Here is a 16,277-nt window from a genome sequence, read left to right on the forward strand (position 1 = left end):
CGCACAGGCCGGTGAGGCCACGAACTCTTGATGAATCTTTCGTCGCCGCGTCATGAGGCCGTGAAGCCGAGCGCAGCCAGCGTGGTGGTCACCTCGATGCTCGCACCCAGCACGTCGCCCGTGATGCCGCCGAACCTGCGTACGCAATGGCGTACCAGGAGCGCACCGACGGCCAGCGCGACGACCACCGCGGCCGGCCCCTGCCACGGCCGCCAGGGCTGTGCGAGGACGCCGACGGCCATCGCCGCGAGCACCCACACTCCCGCGAGCCACAGCGGTTGAGATCCGGCCACTCTGGCACCGAAGCCGCTGTGCGCGGCACCGGGCACCCCACGGCGGCACGCCACGACCGCGCTGACCCGTCCCACCGCGACCGCCAGCGCGATGGCCAGCCACTCCTGCCGTGAAGCCAGCACTCCGAAGGACAACGTCTGCGCCAGTAGGGCGATGACGACCGCCACCACCCCGAACGGTCCCGCCGAACCGTCGCGCATCACGGTGAGCGCGCGCTCCGGTGGCCCGTAACAGCCCAGCCCGTCCGTGGTGTCGGACAGTCCGTCGATATGCAGTCCACGCGTCGCGAGGATCATCACCGTGACCGCTGCCAGCCCGGCCAGTGGCGCCATGTACGCGAAGTGCATGATCCAGCTGACGGCCGCGGCCAGCGCACCCAGGGCGGCGCCTACCACCGGTAGCGCTCCCAATACCGGACCCGAGAGCGACCCGGCGAGTCGCGCGGGAACCGGTGCCACGGTGGCGAACTCGAATGCGCCGCCGACGGGCCGAAGTAGCCGCAGCAGCCGGTTCACGTGCCTGGACCGTCGATTCGGGCCTCGTCGAACGTCGCCATCTGGGCCAGCGTGCCCGCGGCGGCCTGCAAGACGGGCAGCGCGACGAGCGCGCCGGAACCCTCGCCCAGCCGCATCTGCAGATCCAACACGGGTTCCAGCCGAAGGCGTTGCAGGGCAAGAGAATGTGCGGGCTCGGTGGAGCGATGTCCGGCGAGCCACCACTGTCGCGCCCCCGGTGCGAGCTGTTCGGCCACCAACGCCGCCGCGGTCACCACCAGCCCATCGAGCATCACGGGGGTGCGCCGCACCGCGGCGTGCGCCACGAAGCCGGCGATTGCCGCCAGATCGGCACCACCTGCTCGACTAAGTAATACGACCGGGTCGGTGCGCGCATCTTTGGTGCGGCGCAGCGCATCGCGCACGGCGGCGGTCTTACGTGCCCAGCCGGCGTCGTCGACCCCGGTGCCGCGACCCACCACAGCCACTGGCTCGCTGGCGGTCAAGGCCGCCACCAAGACCGTTGCCGGCGTGGTGTTGCCGATACCCATGTCGCCCGCGATGAGCAGATCGGCTCCGCCATCGATCTCGGCGTCGGCCAGGGCGATCCCGGCGGCCAGCGCGGCGTGAGTCTGCTCGAGGGTGAGGGCGTCCTGCACCGCGATATTGCCGCTGGAGCGGCGAATCTTGTGGGCGGCCAGGGATTCGGTCAATGAACCATCGGTATCGACGGCAATGTCGACCACGCGCACGCTGGCCCCGGCAAGCGCGGCGAGCACGTTGACCGCGGCCCCTCCCGCATCGATATTCCGCACCATCTGGGCTGTCACCGACGGGGGATATGCCGATACACCACCGGAGGCCACACCGTGATCACCGGCGAAAACGACCACCCTCGGCCGTCGGAATGTCGTAGGGGGGCATTGATTCTGGCAGGCCGATACCCACACTGAGAGCTCTTCCAGCCGCCCCAGCGCGCCCTCCGGTTTGGTGAGTTGCCGTTGCCGGTCGCGGGCGGCGGCGGCGATATCTGGATTGGGTGCCGAGACCGGGGCGAATCGCGGCGCCTCGCCGCTGGTCACGCGGTAGCTCCCTTGATCGCCAGCGGCTGGCCGGCCACCACCAAGAGTACGCGCTGACAGCGCTGTGCCACTGCCTGATTCAGGATTCCGAGCTGATCGGCGAACAGGCGCCCGGATGCGGTGGCGGGGACGATGGACAGCCCGACCTCCGGACTCACGATCACCAGGTCGCTGGAGTAGGCGCCGATCGCGTCGACCAGCGCACCGATATCGGCGGTGACGACCTCGCCGCCGCGGTCCCAGGCGCCGCGGCTGTCCATCAGCGCGGTCAGCCAACCCCCGAGATCGTCGATGAGGGTCGGCATCGCCTCACCCGTGCGCAGCTCGTTGGCGATATCCGTTGTTTCGGCGGTTGTCCAGTGATCGGGACGCCGAGACCGGTGTGCGGCAACCCTGTGCGCCCACGCGGCATCCTCACGGACCGACGACCCGGTTGCCAGGTATCGCACGGGTCCCGAGGCGGGCAGCAGAGACTCCGCGAAACGTGACTTTCCCGAACGAATTCCGCCGAGCACCAGAGAGGTGGACGGCGATGAGCCGCTGGCGCGAAGAGCCCCGGACACTGTGAGGCTAGACCGGCTCGCCGCGGTTCACCCGGGGACGTGGTGCGCGCATCTTGCGCAGCTGTGATGCACGGCTCGCCGCATACCAGCCGAGTTTGAAGCCACCCTCGTCGCTGGTCGGGAAACGCTCGGATACACGCTTGTTCACGAGTCTGCCGACGAAGACGCCGTCGACGATCATGACGATCATGAGAACCAGCATCGCCGGGGTCATCCACATCTGAACCTGGACGGACGGCACCGCGAACATGGAGAAGATCAGGAATAGCGCCAGGGGCATGAACAGCCCCAGCACATTGCGCCGCGAATCAACGATGTCGCGCGCGAACGCGCGCACCGGGCCCTTGTCCCGGGGCAGCAGATACGCCTCGTCTCCGGCCATCATCTTTTCGCGACTGTCGGCCATCCGGGAGCGCCGCTCGGCGTTCTCGGCCTTGCGCTCCGCGCGCGACAGTTTCGGCCCACGCAGGGACTTGCGACGCTGCCGGGCCTCGGCGCTGGTCAACGGGGCCGGAGCGACAGGTCCACGACGCTTGCCGGCGTCCCGCTTCGGGGTGGGGCGGCCCTTTCCGGCCTGCGCCGGTGATGTGACGTCCGTCTCATCGGACGGCGAAGAGGACGCGCTGACAGCGTTAACGGTGCCGTTTTCGGAGGTGGATTTCTTTCGGCCGAGCAGATTCACACGCCCAGATTATCCTGCGCGAATGAGTCAGATTCTGGTGGCGCCCGACAGCTTCGGCGACACGCTCACCGCCACCGAGGCGGCGAGCGCCATCGCGGACGGTTGGAGGCGGGCTCGCCCCGACGACATTCTCATCCTCAGCCCGCAATCTGACGGGGGCCCTGGCTTCGTTGACGTGCTGGCGGCGCAGCTGCCGTCGGCGCACCGATACGCGGTGCGGGTGCGCGGCCCGCTGGACGATGACGTCGACGCGGGATGGTTACTCGATGGAATGACCGCCTACATCGAGTGCGCGCAGGCCTGTGGGTTGCCGCTGCTGGGGCGCGTGCCGTCGGCCGACACCGCCTGGCGTGCCCACAGCACCGGGGTCGGGCAGCTGATCGCCGCGGCTCTCGATGGTGGAGCCACCCGGATCGTGGTTGGCCTCGGTGGCAGCAGTTGCACCGACGGGGGTGCGGGGCTCATCGAGGGTCTTGGCGGGATCGACGCTGCCCGTCGGCGGCTGGCGACCACCGAATTGGTGGTCGCCAGCGATGTCGAGCATCCGCTGCTGGGCCCCCGTGGTGCGGCCGCGGTGTTCGGCCCGCAGAAGGGAGCCGACCAGGAGACCGTCACACGCCTGGAGGAAAGGCTTACCGGGTGGGTCGCCGAGATGGAGGCCGGAACCGGCCGCTCCGTGCGCGATCTCGCCGGAGCAGGCGCCGCGGGCGGAATCGGGGCGGCGCTTCTGGCTCTGGGCGGGCGACGTGAGTCGGGGGCGCGGATCGTCGCCGAGCACACCGGCCTGGATGCTGCGATCGCTCGGGTCGAGCTGGTGATCACCGGCGAAGGCAAGTTCGACGACCAAACCTTGCACGGCAAGGTGGCCGGAGCGGTGGCGAGCCGCGCCGCGGCATCTGGCGCCCGGGTGCTGGTGCTGGCCGGGCAGGTGGCGCTCACGGCCACCGAGTATGAGCAGGCGGGTATCGCGCGGGCCGAATCGATCGCCCAGTTCGCGGGCTCTGTGCAGCTGGCCATGGACGACGCGGCCGGTCAGCTGGCCGGCTTGGCCGCCCAGATCGCCCGTGACTGGTCACGCGGCTAGCCGTCAGCTGGTGTGGGCGCGGCAGGAGACGGTCACGTAGACGGTCGTGAAAACTGTTTCATCACTGGGGACTCCGGTGACATCTGTGGCGACGCATTGAGACAGCGGTGCGTCCGCGGTGCCGTTCAACTGCACTGAATAGCCGTGTCCCTGCAGATGCTGCACGGTGTCGGCCGTATTGCCGCCACCGCCGATGTTGTGCGCGTTCGCGAGAGTCGGTGTGGCCCATGCCAGCAACGTCATGGCACTGGCTGCCATGGCCGCTGCGGCGGAGAACTTGGCTCCCCTCGACGCGCGCGAACCCGGTGTCCTGTGCTGGCGATGATGTCTGCGACGTTGCATATTCATCACTATACCCCAGGGGGGTATAGTGATGAATATGCGTCAAATCACATGCAAACATCCATCTGCGCCGAATTGATATACGGGGCAAGGTATTTAACCGTGCGGCGCGAGAAGCCCGTTGGTGCTGACTTCATAGAGGCGGGCGTCGGTGTCGCTGAAGAACGTCCCGGTCACGCGCAGTCGCCCCGAAACCGCCGCGGCCACCAGAATCGGGTGGCGCACAAGCCGTTCAACCTGAATGGCAACGTTGACCACGGCGAGCTGGTCGGCATCGTCCAAACCGCTGGCGGCCGCGCTGACCCGGGCCACGTGATAGTCGCGGTAGGCGATCAGCGTCTCGCGTGCAAAGTCGAGCCACCGGCATAGGGGGCTGGTGGGCGCGTCGATCGATTCGGACAGGAGTGTCTTCATCGCGCCGCAGTGTGAGTGTCCGCACACCACGATCGAGCGCACCTGAAGCTGGTTCACGGCGAAGTCCAGGGCGGCATCGACAGAGGCGTCCGCGGGGTCGGTGGGCACCACATTCCCGACATTGCGGACGGTGAACAGGTCGCCACTGATGTTCGTGCTGGCAGTGTTGGGCACGACTGGCCCGTCTGAACAGGCTAGATATAGCGCGTTGGAGTGCTCGGCGTGGTGTGAGTCGAAGAACGAGGTCATGGCGGGTAGCCCCAATCGGGAAACGGTGTGCAGGCGCATGCATATGTGCTGGCCAAGTGGACAAATCGTGGACGTGGGCGGCGGTGGTAGGCCGCGACCAGCGGTGGGCCGCTGTGAACGGCCGCCGGAATGGCCTCATTCGAAGGCCTGGATATGCAGATCAGCGTCGGATGATGCACAGATCGGTCAGCAGCACGCGCCCTGACCGGGGTGAGGCCGCTTTCGTGACTCGCCACGGCGGGTCGCGGGAGAGGCCGAAATGTGGCGACACGGCAAGAGCCGCGACTACACATGCCGCGATGAACGCTGCCAGCGCCCGCAGTTCGTTGTCACCACGCAATGCCGCAGCGAGTCCGTCAACGCTTTGGCACAGGGCGGCGCGCACGGCATTGTCAGCGTGCGAATGATCGACTGCCGCACTGCGACCCGCCGTCGGTGAGTCGGCTGTGGTGGACGCGGCCAGGCTGAGGTGATGGGCGGCGAGGGGGCTGGGATGCTCGTCGCCGGGCACGCAATGCAGCATGGCTGGCAGCGCGACGGCCATGCCGAAGAACAACACCACCAGCGCGAGTCGGGCGCGACCTTGCGCGCGAATCGCCATGGACGTACGGTAGCACAATCGGGCGATACCCCCTACGGGTATCTGCGGCACAGGGCGAGGCCATATGGGCTAGGGCATAGATGTAGGAATAGCCGCAGACGAGGTACCGTTGAGGTCACTAGACGTTTCCGATACGGACGTCCACCCGAGAGCTTCGACGCAGGGGAGATCCCACATGACTGTGCAAGACGAATCGACTGCCACCTCTACCGAGACCCATGGTGCCGTCTTGACCGATGCCGCCGCCATCAAGGCCAAGGCGCTGTTGGATCAAGAAGGGCGTGACGACCTGTCGCTGCGCATCGCCGTCCAGCCCGGTGGTTGCGCGGGTCTGCGGTACCAGCTGTTCTTCGATGACCGCACCCTCGACGGTGACCTCGTCAGCGAGTTCGACGGTGTGAAGCTCACCGTGGACCGGATGAGTGCCCCGTACATCCAGGGTGCCTCGATCGACTTCGTCGACACCATCGAGAAGCAGGGCTTCACGATCGACAACCCGAACGCCACCGGCTCCTGCGCCTGCGGCGATTCCTTCAACTGATCAGAACGCGTTCGCTCCGCGCATGTACGCGGAGCAGACGTAGATCTTGCCCTCGTTGATCAGTAGCTCGGCCTGCCCCTGTGGAGCGTCCTTTCGCTTCTGGCTCGTCGCGGTGAACAACACCTTGAGTTGGTACTCGGAGAAGTAGACGACCTTGTCGATCGACTTCACTGTCGCTGTTCCGAACGTCGCCACAAACTGTTGAGCGTTGGCGCGCACAATCGAGTCGTCGGTGTCCTTGTCGCGCACCGCGTCGTACAGGCCGCAGCCGGCGTTGCGTGCCAGCGTCACGATGTCGAGCTTGGCCATCGCGTCCAGGTAGCCCTGGATGGTCTGCTCGATCTTCGCTTCACTGGGCCGGTGGGATACCCCCGAATTCTTGGTCAGAAATCCGAGCAGCAGTGCCAGCACCACCAGCGCCGCCACCACGGCGGCCGGCGCCAGCCATGAGGGCAGCTTGCGCTTCCGTTCGGGGTAGTCGACCGGAGGCGGCATGGGCGGCAAACCAGGGTAGGGCACCGTCGAATAACCTGGTTCAGCCATGGACTCTCCTGAATTTCGTTTCCCCGGTTCTCACTCCCCAACAATCCAGGCTAGCAATCGGATACAACTACCCGAACAGTTACGCTAGGTAAGCTTCTGGGGTTGTCTCTCGACCTACCCAATCTGCCCGAATCCTACGAAGGGTCTCACGCGTGTCCATCATCGTCACCGGATCCATTGCGACCGACCACCTGATGAACTTCCCCGGGAAGTTCTCCGAACAGCTGTTGGTCGAGCACCTGCAGAAGGTGTCCCTCAGCTTCCTGGTGGACGATCTGGAAATCCGTCGTGGTGGCGTCGCGGGGAACATCGCATTCGCTATCGGTGTGCTTGGTGGCAAGCCCGCTCTGGTGGGTGCCGTGGGTGCGGACTTCGCCGAGTACCGATCCTGGCTTGAGGGTCACGGCGTCAACTGCGACGCGGTGTTGATCTCCGAAACCGCCCATACCGCGCGTTTCGTCTGCACGACCGATCAGGACATGGCGCAGATCGCGTCCTTCTACCCGGGTGCGATGTCCGAAGCCCGCGATATCTCGCTTGCCGATGTCGTATCGCGCGCCGGGACACCGGAATTGGTCATCATTGGAGCCAACGACCCCGACGCCATGTTCCGGCACACGCAGGAATGCCGCAGCCTGGGGTTGCCGTTCGCGGCCGACCCGTCGCAGCAGCTGGCCCGGCTCTCGGGCGAGCAGGCCCGCGAACTCGTCGGTGGCGCCAAGTACCTCTTCACCAACGACTACGAGTGGGATCTGCTGCTGTCCAAGACCGGGTGGACCGAGGCCGACGTGCGTGAGCGTGTCGAGCTGCGGATCACAACCCTGGGCCCCAACGGCGTCGAGATCGTCGAGAAGGACGGCACGTCCCTCAAGGTGGGCGTGGTCCCGGAGAAGGGGCAGGTCGACCCGACCGGTGTCGGTGACGCATGGCGTGCCGGATTCCTCACCGGTCGCAGCGCCGGCCTGAACCTGGAGCGTTCGGCACAGCTGGGATCGCTTGTGGCCACGCTGGTTCTGGAAACTGTCGGCACCCAGGAATGGGTATGGGCGCACGATGATGCGCGGGCCCGCCTCGCCGATGCGTATGGCCAGGAAGCAGCCGACGAGATCGGTGCCGCTCTCTAGAGCTGCACCGGGTAGTGCGGCGCCTGGATGTTCGGCCGCACCGACTGCTCGACGAAGATCGCATGCCACAGCATGAAGATCAGCACCGTCCACAGCCTGCGACTGTGATCGCTGACCCCGGCGGCGTGCTCGGTGAGCATCCGGCCGACGGCAGGCACATCGATCAGGTGTCCAGCCTGCGTGGTCGCCAGCATCTCGCGGGCCCAGTCGTGCAGTAGTCCGTCGACGAACCAGTGCCGGATGGGTACCGGGAAGCCGAGCTTGGTCCGGTGCAGAACATGAGCCGGCACAATGGGTTCCAGTGCCTTGCGGAGCGCGTACTTGGTGGTCTCCCGGGTGATCTTCTCGCGGTAAGGCAGCTGCGAGGCCACCTTGAAGACTTCGGGATCCAGGAATGGCACTCGCAGCTCCAGCGAGTTCGCCATCGTCATCTTGTCGGCCTTGACCAGAATGTCGCCGCGCAGCCAGGTGAAAAGATCCACATACTGCATGCGCGCCACCGGATCCCAGCCCGCGCATCGCTCGTAGAGGGCGGCGGTGACGTCCTGGTGACCCCATTCCGGGCGATAGTGCGGCAGCACCGCGCGCAGCTGTTCGTCATCGAAGCTACGAGCGTTCCCGTAGTAGCGCTGCTCCAGCGTCATTGACCCACGGTGCAGCAGGCTCTTGCCGCGTACCCCGTCCGGGATCGCGGCGGAGAGCCGCGCGGCACCACGTCGCAGCGCGCCGGGCAAGTATTCGAAAGGTTTGAGCGACAACGGCTCCCGGTAGATCGTGTAGCCGCCGAAGAGTTCGTCGGCGCCCTCGCCGGAGAGCACCACCTTGACGTGCTTACGCGCCTCCCGGGCCACGAAGAACAGCGGTACCAGGGACGGATCCGCCACCGGATCATCCAGGTACCAGACGATCTCGGGCAGCGCGGAGACGAACTCCTCCTGGCTGACCACCTTCACCACATGCCGGGCGCCGATTGCCTCGGCTGACTCCACCGCCACGTCGACCTCGGAATAGCCTTGCCGCTCAAAGCCGGTCGTGAAGGTGATGAGTTTCGGGTTGTGCCGGATCGCCAGCGCGGCGATGGCCGTCGAGTCGATACCGCCGGACAGGAACGATCCCACCGTGACATCGGCCCGCATGTGCTTGGCTACCGAGTCGGAGAGCACCTCGGTGATCTCGTCGTACCGGGCCTGACGGGTCGCGCGGGTGAACGGCGTGACGGAGAACCGGGCCGGGAAGTAGCGCGTGACGCGTGGTTCCTGGCCGGGGGAGATGCGGGCATACGAACCGGACTCCAGGCGCCTGATCTCGGTGTGCAGGCTCTCGGGCTCCGGAACGTACTGCAGCGTCGTGTAGTGCTGCAGCGCGCGCAGGTCCAGCTCGGTCCCGATGCCCAGCTGGTCCACCAGATCCAGCAGGCATTTCTTCTCACTGCCCAGTGCGGTGCCGCCAGGGCCTGTCGCCATGAATAGCGGCTTGATGCCGAAAGGATCTCGCGCGCAGAACAACTCGCGTTCCACGGTGTCCCAGATCGCGAAGGCGAACATGCCGCGCAGCCGGTGCAGCGCGTCCGGACCCCAGAAGTGGTAGGCCGCCAGGATCGCCTCACCGTCGCCCTCGGTGGCAAAAACGGCGCCGTAATCGGACCTGAGCGCTTCCCTCAGCTCCAGGTAGTTGTAGATCTCGCCGTTGAAGACCAGCACGTAGCGGTCGGGGGCGTCCGCCGGTCCCCAGCGCAACGGCTGATGTGAATGCGCGATGTCGATGATCGAAAGCCGGTTGAAGCCGAAGAGTACGTTCTCGTCGTGCCAAATCCCGGGTTCATCGGGGCCGCGATGGCGCATATGCACCATCGCCGCGTCTACCGCGGGGCTATGAGATTCGAGGGAAGACCCGGGCGGTCCCAGCCACGCCACCAGTCCACACACGCGGCCAAGTATGCAACATCACGGGACCATGGTCCCGACACCGGCCCCGTCGCGTCCCTGATGCGACCGCGTGGTCTACGCTGCGTAGTATTCGATTGCTGCCACTGGTCAGCGATGGATTCTGGACCGAAACAGGAGGCTGCAAAACGTGACGTCACCGATGAGCCACGTGGGCGAAAAGGCTCGGGCACGGTCCGGCTCACGGCCGTCCTTGCTGGCCACTGCGGTGCTGTTGGGCGCGGCGAGCTTCCTGCTCAGCGGTTGTAGCGTCCAGGAAGTGCTGCGGTTCGGGTGGCCCGAGGGCATCACCCCGGAGGCCCACGACTACATGGCCCCGCTGTGGACCTGGGCTGTCGTCGCCTCGCTGGTCGTTGGCGTCATCGTGTGGGGCCTCACCTTCTGGACCGTCGCGTTCCACCGGCACAAGCCGGGCGACACCGAGTTCCCGCGCCAGTTCGGATACAACTTGCCGCTAGAGCTGATCCTGACGGTGGTGCCCTTCCTGATCATCGCGGTGCTCTTCTACTTCACCGTCGTGGTGCAGAACAAGGTCATGCACAAGGACCCGAACCCTGAGGTCGTCGTCGACGTGACCGCCTTCCAGTGGAACTGGAAGTTCGGTTACCAGAAGGTCGCGTTCAAGGACGGCAGCCTCAACTACGAGGGCGCCGATCCGGAGCGCAAGAAGGCCATGAGCTCCAAGCCCGAGGGCAAGGACGCGCACGGCAAGGAGATCGTCGGCCCGGTGCGCGGCTTGAACCGTGAGGACCGCACCTACCTGAACTTCGACAAGATCGAGACCGTCGGAACCTCTTCGGAGATCCCGGTGCTGGTGCTGCCCAGCGGCAAGAGCGTCGAGTTCCAGCTGGCCTCGGCCGATGTCATCCACTCGTTCCGGGTGGTCCCGTTCCTGTTCACACGCGACGTGATGCCCGAGCCCAAGGCCAACAACTCCGACAACGTCTTCCAGGTCAGCAAGATCCTGAAGGAAGGCGCGTTCGTGGGTCGCTGCGTCGAGATGTGTGGCACGTACCACTCGATGATGGCCTTCGAGCTGCGCGTGGTCAGCCCCAATGACTTCAAGTTCTATCTGGAAGCGCGCAAGGCGGGTAAGACCAACGCCGAGGCGCTGGCGTCGATCGGGCAGTCACCGGTCTCGATTACCACCAGACCGTTCGATGGCCGCCGCGGTGAGCTCGCGCCGGCGGACAACAACGCGGCGAAGAACTAGGCGAGGGAGCGCAGAATGCATATCGAAGCCCGACTCTTCGAGATCCTCACCGGATTCTTCGCCCTGGCCACCGTGGTCTACGCGGTACTCACCGCCCTGTACGCCAACGGCGGTGTGGAGTGGGCAGGAACCACTGCCATGGTGATGACCACGGGTCTGTCGCTGATCATCTCGACTTTCTTCCGCTTCGTGGCTCGGCGCCTGGACACCCGGCCCGAGGATTACGAGGACGCCGAGGTCGCCGACGGCGCCGGAGAGCTGGGCTTCTACAGCCCGCACAGCTGGTGGCCGATCATGATCGCGCTGGCCGCCGCCACCACCGCTGTGGGTGTGGCGCTGTGGCTGCCGTGGCTGATTGCCGCCGGTGCGGTGTTCGTGCTCAGCGCGGTCGCCGGTCTGGTCTTCGAGTACCACGTCGGGCCAGAGAAGCACTAACTCATCGTGTCTTTCGCGCCGTGTCTCACGGTCGTGCTCGTGCTTTGCCGCGAGACTCCCGTGACTGGTGTGACATCTCCGTGTGCACTCTCACGTTTTCGATAACAATCCGGTGGTCAGTTTGGTTTTTGCGGCCGTCGGGTTTCGTCGCCCCGGATGGCTTTGGCTATCGTTGCCATGGCGCCTCAGGCAGGTAGCCCGCCGGGGAGCGGGAAGTGACGAAAAGGAACTTGTGTAGATGAGTGGGACGGACAACCCAGGGTCGGGGACTCCCGGGGAAGTTCCGGATCTGGACGGTCCGAATGCGGACGCCGCGGCTGCTGACTCTTCCGGGGCGGATTCCGCCGCGTTTCATTCTCAGGCGTACTCGGCCCCCGAATCCGAGCAATTCACCAGCCCGTACGTGCCGTACGACGAATACGACACCGAGCTGGTCGATGGCGACGAGCCGCCTCCGCCGCGGTGGCCGTGGGTCGTCGGGGTGGCGGCGATCATCGCCGCGATCACCCTGGTCGCCTCCGTCGCGCTGCTGGTAGCCGGGCGCTCGGACGAGACGACTGGAGCCGCCAAGAGCACCTCGGTGACGCCGACCCCGAGCACGACGCCGTGGAACGAGATCATCACGACCACCACGCCGCCGCCTCCTCCGCCCCCGACGACCACGACGCCGGCCCAGCCGCGGCAGATCACGTACGCGGTGACGGGTTCCAAGGCGCCGCTCGACCGCATCACGATCACCTACATCGACCCTCAAGGGCGTACCCGGGTGGCGCCGAATGCGTATATCCCGTGGTCGATCACCGTCACCCCGATCTCCAACTCGGAGATTGGTTCGGTATCGGCGAGCAGCATGCTGCGCTTGAGCCAGCTCAACTGCACGATCACCACCAGTGACGGTCAGGTGCTGTCCTCCAACAACAACAACTCGGCCCAGGCAACCTGCTGATGCCAGCGGGTCGATTGGCCAAGCCGCTGGAGGCACTTGCCGGACCGGTGCGGCGATCCTCTCCCGAGTCCGTCGACCGGATGCTGATCGGGTTGTGCGCCGTGATCTGGCTGGCATTCGTCGGCATGTTGGTCGGCGCCATCGTTGTGATGACTGGAGTGGGGGAGGACTCAACAGGGTCCGCTGGCAGCTCGTGGGGGATCTACATCGTCATCGGGGTGTCGCTTGCCGTCATCATCGGCGCCGTGCCACTGCTGTTGCGCGCCCGTAAGACGGCGACCCGGCCCACGAAGCGTGGCCCATCAACAGCAGCACCTAAGCCGAAGGGCGCCAATGCCTCCGGTGGACGCAGCGTGCCGTCAGGCCCGCCTCCTGCGGAGGCCTCGACCGAAAAGCTCAAGACATTCGGTGGTCTCGTGGACCCCGTGAGCCTTGCTCCCAAGGATTACAACGGGCCCGGGTCGCCGGCATACCGGGCGGCCGCCGAGGCGGCGTCGAAATCGGCAGCGGCCGACCGGCTGTGGCTGCGGGCCACGGTGGGGATCGCTGGTGGGATCGGTCTGGCACTGCTGGCGGTGGTCACCGGTACCTACCTGCTGGCGGTGGACAGTGAGACCGCCGCCATCGTCGCGTTCGTGCTCGGTGGAGTGATTACCTGCGCGATGGGCGTGATTCCGTGGCTGACCCTCAAAAAGCTGCGTGAGCTCGGCGCGTCGGGGGCGTCCTCCTGAATTAAGGCGGTTTCCCCTCACTGGAATGCGAAAACGGGAGATGCCGCGTCGTCATGAGAGGATGTCAGAGTGACAGTCAGGTTGACTACGCCGCTGATTGAAAGTATCGCTGTAAAGAACCTCTTCGGGAGGTTTTCGTATGAGATCACGGTGCCGTCCGTTAATAGACGACCGAGTAGGTTGGTATTGCTGCACGGTGACAACGGTTCCGGCAAAACCACTCTCTTGAGGTTGTTATGGCACACCCTCAGTGCGGCTGATGATCGAGGTCACCGTACATTTCTTGCTAGGACACCATTCTCAGACTTCATCATAAGGATGGCTGATGGAAGTCGAATAGTTGTATCGAAGAACAATTCTCTTGTCGGCGGTTTCTCAGTACATTTAAGCCGTCCCGATCAACCTGACATAGTTGCTTCTTATGAAGTGGATGAGTCGCTCCGTGCAATTGCTCCGTCCTCCGGCGTCGGATCATTGATGTTGAATGAAGCATTCCTACGTAACATACGTATGGGGCAGAATTTTGACATTCACAGTAAACACAATGAGGGATTGAAGGCCGAGCAAGAATATCTCGGATTTCTTGCGAAAGCGGTGAGAACCCCGCTGTATCTGGCTGATGACAGGAGCCTCTACTCCGATGACCCTGATATTGAAAGAATTAGAGCATTGCTTTCGCGGGGTGATGAGCGGGATCGAGTTAGTGATGGCAGGTTGTCGAGATTGGCTGGCATTGAATTACGGGCCACGGTCAGGCGTGTAAGCGACTATCTAAAGGGACTTACTCTTGGCGGGCAGAGTACCGGTTCGGCGAACAGCAATGCAATTTACATGAACGTGTTACGTCGCATGGTTGAACCGGGTAAGGGTGCCGAACCTGACGTACAGTCCGAGATCGTATTGCTTAACGAACTAGAAAAGATTGCGTCTATGGCGCCGACATACGAAACATATGAACTCGTTCCGAGATTTGATGTCGATGAATTTCGTGAATTAATTCAACAAGCGGACCGTCCGGAACTTGAAGACCTAGTGAATCGAGTCGTATCACCCTTTGTTTCCAGTCTGCGAGCCCAGTATGAGGCCCTGAGAAATGCGCACGATCTTCTGCATGCTTTTGTTGACGGAATGAATAGCTTCTTTCAGGACAAACAACTTCATTTTACGCCAGGAAGGGGTGTTTGGGTTGTTTCGTCTGCCGGAGACGAGCTTGATGTCGAGGCACTATCCTCTGGCGAACGACAGCTACTCACGCTCTTGAGTACGACCCTGCTTGCGCGCGAAGACTCACGGCTATTGATTATCGACGAACCGGAGCTCAGTTTGGGTGTTGAATGGCAGAGGAATATTCTTGACACTCTAACTAGCCTCACGATGTCAACGGATGTGCAGTTCTTCATTGCGACCCATTCAATCGAAATGATGAGCTCGCATTCTGAAGCATTGGTGCAGCTCGTTCGGCAATGACGAACGATTTCCGTTCGACTACACGCCGACAACTAGAAGAGTTGCGGACGCTCTACGAGATACGACCTCACTTCCGCGATGTGGTGGTAGAGGGGCGCGATGATGCCGCATTGCTTCGCTGGTACTTGGCGCAGTGTTCAATGCGCAATGTTCGTGTTTATGCGGTTGATGATCGCGTTGAGATCCCTAGCGAGGCCGTAAAGAAGGTCGGTCAGGATATTGGCGCCAGAGGCAGGGTGATTGCTTTGGCTCATGAATTCGATAGATGGAGTACTAGGCAGCCAACTTTGACTTGTATAGTGGATGGTGATTTCAAACTTTTTGAACCCATGCCGGATTCCAGTAGTTTGTTGACTACAGACTATGCGGCGATGGAGATTTATTCCTTAGGTGATCGCCCCCTGTCAAAATTTCTTTCAATTTGTGCGAGAACTGATCTATCCGCTTCATTAATTCTGGATACTTTGAATCCTGTGTGGACTGCCTTGTACGTCATTCGTTTCATTCTCCATCGCCACGCTGGCGGGCACTCACTGGTAAAAAAGTTCGCCGAGAAGTCATTAGCTACCAATGGTGATGTAACTCTAGACGCGCGTGAGCTACTACGTGCCTCGATTAGCGGTGCGGGCAAAGAAGAGGTGGGTCGACTTTTTGATCTTTACATGGAGCATCTGGAGAGAGTTCCGCCAAATACTTTGCATGGAATTCGCGGCCACGATGTAGCTCCGCTGTTGATTAGGCTACTTGGGCTGCAGAATGAGCTTGCTATTCCGTCGGTTGTTGAGCACCTACTCAGGCAATCTATAGATCCGCTGGATCTTGATGAAAATCAGTTGTTCATAGACCTGCGGAACAGATTAACGAATCCATTCAATGTATGATCTCGTGTTGATAGGAGCACAGTGCCTGCCGTTCGACGCCGAGTATCCGGCTACTCGGCGATGCCGGTGCGGGCGATCACCTTGGTGATTCTCGCCCGGACAAGTGACTCCTCGGGAACCGCATTGCGCCGGCCGTACTGCGCGGCCAGCTCGGCTCCCATGTAGCGTCCGCCGATCCTGGTCGCCCACTCGAGCATCTCGTCGAGATCGTTGCTCAGCCGCGCCTCCGCCGAGAACTGGACGTAGGAGTACGGCGGCCGCTGGTCGTCGACGGCCAGCGAGATGCGTGGGTCTCGCCGAATGGCCTTGCCCTTCAAGGTTTCCGTGCCCGTCGTGAAGATCAGTTCATCGCCGTCGGAGCCCTCGTGCAGCAGGAACCACACCGGCGTCACGATGGGTGCGCCGTTGGCCCGGACCAGGCCGAGCATTCCGGTGCGGGTGCCCTCGGTGGCGAAGGCCCACCATTGCTCGCGCGTCATCTCCTGCATACAGCCAGGGTAAACATTGGGCCCCGCATACTTTCGTATGCGGGGCCCAATCGTCGAGCTGACTTCTAGTGACCGTGACCGTTTGTCGACGGCTCGCCGTCCTGGTACTCCTTCAGAGCGAGCAGCGACTTGTGGTGCGCTTCGTGCTCGGCTTCCACGA

Annotated in this window: 18 protein-coding genes and 1 pseudogene; 9 read left to right on the forward strand and 10 right to left on the reverse strand. The window is 63.6% G+C overall.

Annotated features, from left to right (window positions below):
* Nucleotides 1-50: 50 nt before the first annotated feature.
* Genes B4400_RS21185 through B4400_RS21200 form a run of 4 tightly spaced genes read right to left on the reverse strand, consistent with a single transcriptional unit; the run spans nucleotide 51 to nucleotide 3,115 of the window.
* Entirely contained in the window at nucleotides 51-809 is a 759-nt protein-coding gene (locus tag B4400_RS21185; protein ID WP_078312629.1) for an adenosylcobinamide-GDP ribazoletransferase, read from the reverse strand.
* Entirely contained in the window at nucleotides 806-1,870 is a 1,065-nt protein-coding gene (gene cobT, locus B4400_RS21190; protein ID WP_078312630.1) for a nicotinate-nucleotide--dimethylbenzimidazole phosphoribosyltransferase, read from the reverse strand. Before cobT ends, B4400_RS21185 begins: the two co-directional genes overlap by 4 nt.
* Nucleotides 1,867-2,433 carry a bifunctional adenosylcobinamide kinase/adenosylcobinamide-phosphate guanylyltransferase gene (locus tag B4400_RS21195; protein WP_078312631.1) on the reverse strand — a complete coding sequence of 189 codons (567 nt, stop codon included), beginning with the start codon at nucleotides 2,431-2,433 and terminating at the stop codon, nucleotides 1,867-1,869. The genes cobT and B4400_RS21195 overlap by 4 nt, the downstream gene beginning before the upstream one ends.
* 7 nt (nucleotides 2,434-2,440) lie before the next feature.
* Complete coding sequence (locus B4400_RS21200; protein ID WP_078291479.1) at nucleotides 2,441-3,115, reverse strand: DUF3043 domain-containing protein; 675 nt, start codon at nucleotides 3,113-3,115, stop codon at nucleotides 2,441-2,443.
* Nucleotides 3,116-3,137: 22 nt separating this feature from the next.
* On the opposite strand from B4400_RS21200, the gene B4400_RS21205 reads away from it, so the two are divergent.
* Entirely contained in the window at nucleotides 3,138-4,199 is a 1,062-nt protein-coding gene (locus tag B4400_RS21205; RefSeq protein ID WP_078312632.1) for a glycerate kinase family protein, read from the forward strand.
* A 3-nt stretch (nucleotides 4,200-4,202) separates the two neighbouring features.
* Here the strand turns inward: B4400_RS21205 and B4400_RS21210 are convergent, their stop codons facing one another.
* The 3 genes and pseudogenes from B4400_RS21210 to lpqS all read right to left on the reverse strand — a co-directional run bounded on the left by B4400_RS21210 (nucleotide 4,203) and on the right by lpqS (nucleotide 5,805).
* Nucleotides 4,203-4,457, reverse strand: coding sequence for a hypothetical protein (locus B4400_RS21210; protein ID WP_502688423.1), 255 nt, complete (start codon nucleotides 4,455-4,457; stop codon nucleotides 4,203-4,205).
* A gap of 180 nt (nucleotides 4,458-4,637) precedes the next feature.
* Nucleotides 4,638-5,165, reverse strand: a pseudogene (locus B4400_RS21215) (carbonic anhydrase); the annotation flags it as partial.
* 199 nt (nucleotides 5,166-5,364) lie between these two features.
* Nucleotides 5,365-5,805, reverse strand: coding sequence for a putative copper homeostasis (lipo)protein LpqS (gene lpqS, locus B4400_RS21220; protein WP_078312635.1), 441 nt, complete (start codon nucleotides 5,803-5,805; stop codon nucleotides 5,365-5,367).
* Between the two features lie 175 nt (nucleotides 5,806-5,980).
* On the opposite strand from lpqS, the gene B4400_RS21225 reads away from it, so the two are divergent.
* Nucleotides 5,981-6,346: a HesB/IscA family protein gene (locus tag B4400_RS21225; protein ID WP_078312636.1), complete on the forward strand. Its 366-nt coding sequence runs from the start codon at nucleotides 5,981-5,983 to the stop codon at nucleotides 6,344-6,346.
* On the opposite strand, the gene B4400_RS21230 is transcribed toward B4400_RS21225, so the two are convergent.
* A complete protein-coding gene (locus B4400_RS21230; RefSeq protein WP_078312637.1) occupies nucleotides 6,347-6,889 on the reverse strand; it encodes an Rv0361 family membrane protein in 543 nt (180 codons plus the stop codon). It abuts the gene before it with no gap.
* Nucleotides 6,890-7,041: 152 nt separating this feature from the next.
* Here B4400_RS21230 and B4400_RS21235 point away from each other — a divergent pair, with 152 nt between their 5' ends.
* Nucleotides 7,042-8,013, forward strand: coding sequence for a carbohydrate kinase family protein (locus B4400_RS21235; RefSeq protein WP_078312638.1), 972 nt, complete (start codon nucleotides 7,042-7,044; stop codon nucleotides 8,011-8,013).
* On the opposite strand, the gene asnB is transcribed toward B4400_RS21235, so the two are convergent.
* Entirely contained in the window at nucleotides 8,010-9,938 is a 1,929-nt protein-coding gene (gene asnB, locus B4400_RS21240) for an asparagine synthase (glutamine-hydrolyzing) (RefSeq protein ID WP_078312639.1), read from the reverse strand. The two genes, B4400_RS21235 and asnB, sit on opposite strands and share 4 nt — an antisense overlap.
* Nucleotides 9,939-10,098: 160 nt before the next feature.
* Between asnB and ctaC the strand changes: the two genes are divergently transcribed.
* The 6 genes from ctaC (at nucleotide 10,099) to B4400_RS24490 (ending at nucleotide 15,629) form a co-directional block, all read left to right on the forward strand.
* Entirely contained in the window at nucleotides 10,099-11,169 is a 1,071-nt protein-coding gene (gene ctaC, locus B4400_RS21245) for an aa3-type cytochrome oxidase subunit II (RefSeq protein WP_139360406.1), read from the forward strand.
* Nucleotides 11,170-11,184: 15 nt separating this feature from the next.
* Nucleotides 11,185-11,604, forward strand: coding sequence for a cytochrome c oxidase subunit 4 (locus B4400_RS21250; protein WP_078312640.1), 420 nt, complete (start codon nucleotides 11,185-11,187; stop codon nucleotides 11,602-11,604).
* 238 nt (nucleotides 11,605-11,842) lie between these two features.
* Nucleotides 11,843-12,550: an MmpS family transport accessory protein gene (locus tag B4400_RS21255; protein ID WP_078356034.1), complete on the forward strand. Its 708-nt coding sequence runs from the start codon at nucleotides 11,843-11,845 to the stop codon at nucleotides 12,548-12,550.
* Nucleotides 12,550-13,281, forward strand: a complete 732-nt coding sequence (locus tag B4400_RS21260; RefSeq protein ID WP_078312642.1) for a DUF2561 family protein — start codon at nucleotides 12,550-12,552, stop codon at nucleotides 13,279-13,281. The genes B4400_RS21255 and B4400_RS21260 overlap by 1 nt, the downstream gene beginning before the upstream one ends.
* A gap of 318 nt (nucleotides 13,282-13,599) precedes the next feature.
* A complete protein-coding gene (locus B4400_RS21265; protein WP_078312643.1) occupies nucleotides 13,600-14,748 on the forward strand; it encodes an AAA family ATPase in 1,149 nt (382 codons plus the stop codon).
* Nucleotides 14,745-15,629, forward strand: a complete 885-nt coding sequence (locus tag B4400_RS24490) for a hypothetical protein (RefSeq protein ID WP_139361524.1) — start codon at nucleotides 14,745-14,747, stop codon at nucleotides 15,627-15,629. Before B4400_RS21265 ends, B4400_RS24490 begins: the two co-directional genes overlap by 4 nt.
* Before the next feature lie 50 nt (nucleotides 15,630-15,679).
* On the opposite strand, the gene B4400_RS21270 is transcribed toward B4400_RS24490, so the two are convergent.
* Entirely contained in the window at nucleotides 15,680-16,117 is a 438-nt protein-coding gene (locus B4400_RS21270; protein ID WP_078312644.1) for a PPOX class F420-dependent oxidoreductase, read from the reverse strand.
* Nucleotides 16,118-16,277: the final 160 nt, after the last annotated feature.

It is taken from the genome of Mycobacterium sp. D16Q13 (assembly GCF_002013375.1).
GTDB lineage: Bacteria > Actinomycetota > Actinomycetes > Mycobacteriales > Mycobacteriaceae > Mycobacterium.

Coding starts and splice junctions, on each gene's coding strand:
- B4400_RS21225 (WP_078312636.1), top strand. CDS start 5,981: ATGACTGTGCAAGACGAATCGACTGCCACCTCTACCGAGACCCATGGT.
- B4400_RS21255 (WP_078356034.1), top strand. CDS start 11,843: ATGAGTGGGACGGACAACCCAGGGTCGGGGACTCCCGGGGAAGTTCCG.
- B4400_RS21205 (WP_078312632.1), top strand. CDS start 3,138: ATGAGTCAGATTCTGGTGGCGCCCGACAGCTTCGGCGACACGCTCACC.
- lpqS (WP_078312635.1), bottom strand. CDS start 5,805: ATGGCGATTCGCGCGCAAGGTCGCGCCCGACTCGCGCTGGTGGTGTTG.
- B4400_RS21270 (WP_078312644.1), bottom strand. CDS start 16,117: ATGCAGGAGATGACGCGCGAGCAATGGTGGGCCTTCGCCACCGAGGGC.
- B4400_RS21250 (WP_078312640.1), top strand. CDS start 11,185: ATGCATATCGAAGCCCGACTCTTCGAGATCCTCACCGGATTCTTCGCC.
- B4400_RS21210 (WP_502688423.1), bottom strand. CDS start 4,457: ATGGCAGCCAGTGCCATGACGTTGCTGGCATGGGCCACACCGACTCTC.
- B4400_RS21260 (WP_078312642.1), top strand. CDS start 12,550: ATGCCAGCGGGTCGATTGGCCAAGCCGCTGGAGGCACTTGCCGGACCG.
- B4400_RS21265 (WP_078312643.1), top strand. CDS start 13,600: ATGGCTGATGGAAGTCGAATAGTTGTATCGAAGAACAATTCTCTTGTC.
- B4400_RS24490 (WP_139361524.1), top strand. CDS start 14,745: ATGACGAACGATTTCCGTTCGACTACACGCCGACAACTAGAAGAGTTG.
- ctaC (WP_139360406.1), top strand. CDS start 10,099: ATGAGCCACGTGGGCGAAAAGGCTCGGGCACGGTCCGGCTCACGGCCG.
- B4400_RS21230 (WP_078312637.1), bottom strand. CDS start 6,889: ATGGCTGAACCAGGTTATTCGACGGTGCCCTACCCTGGTTTGCCGCCC.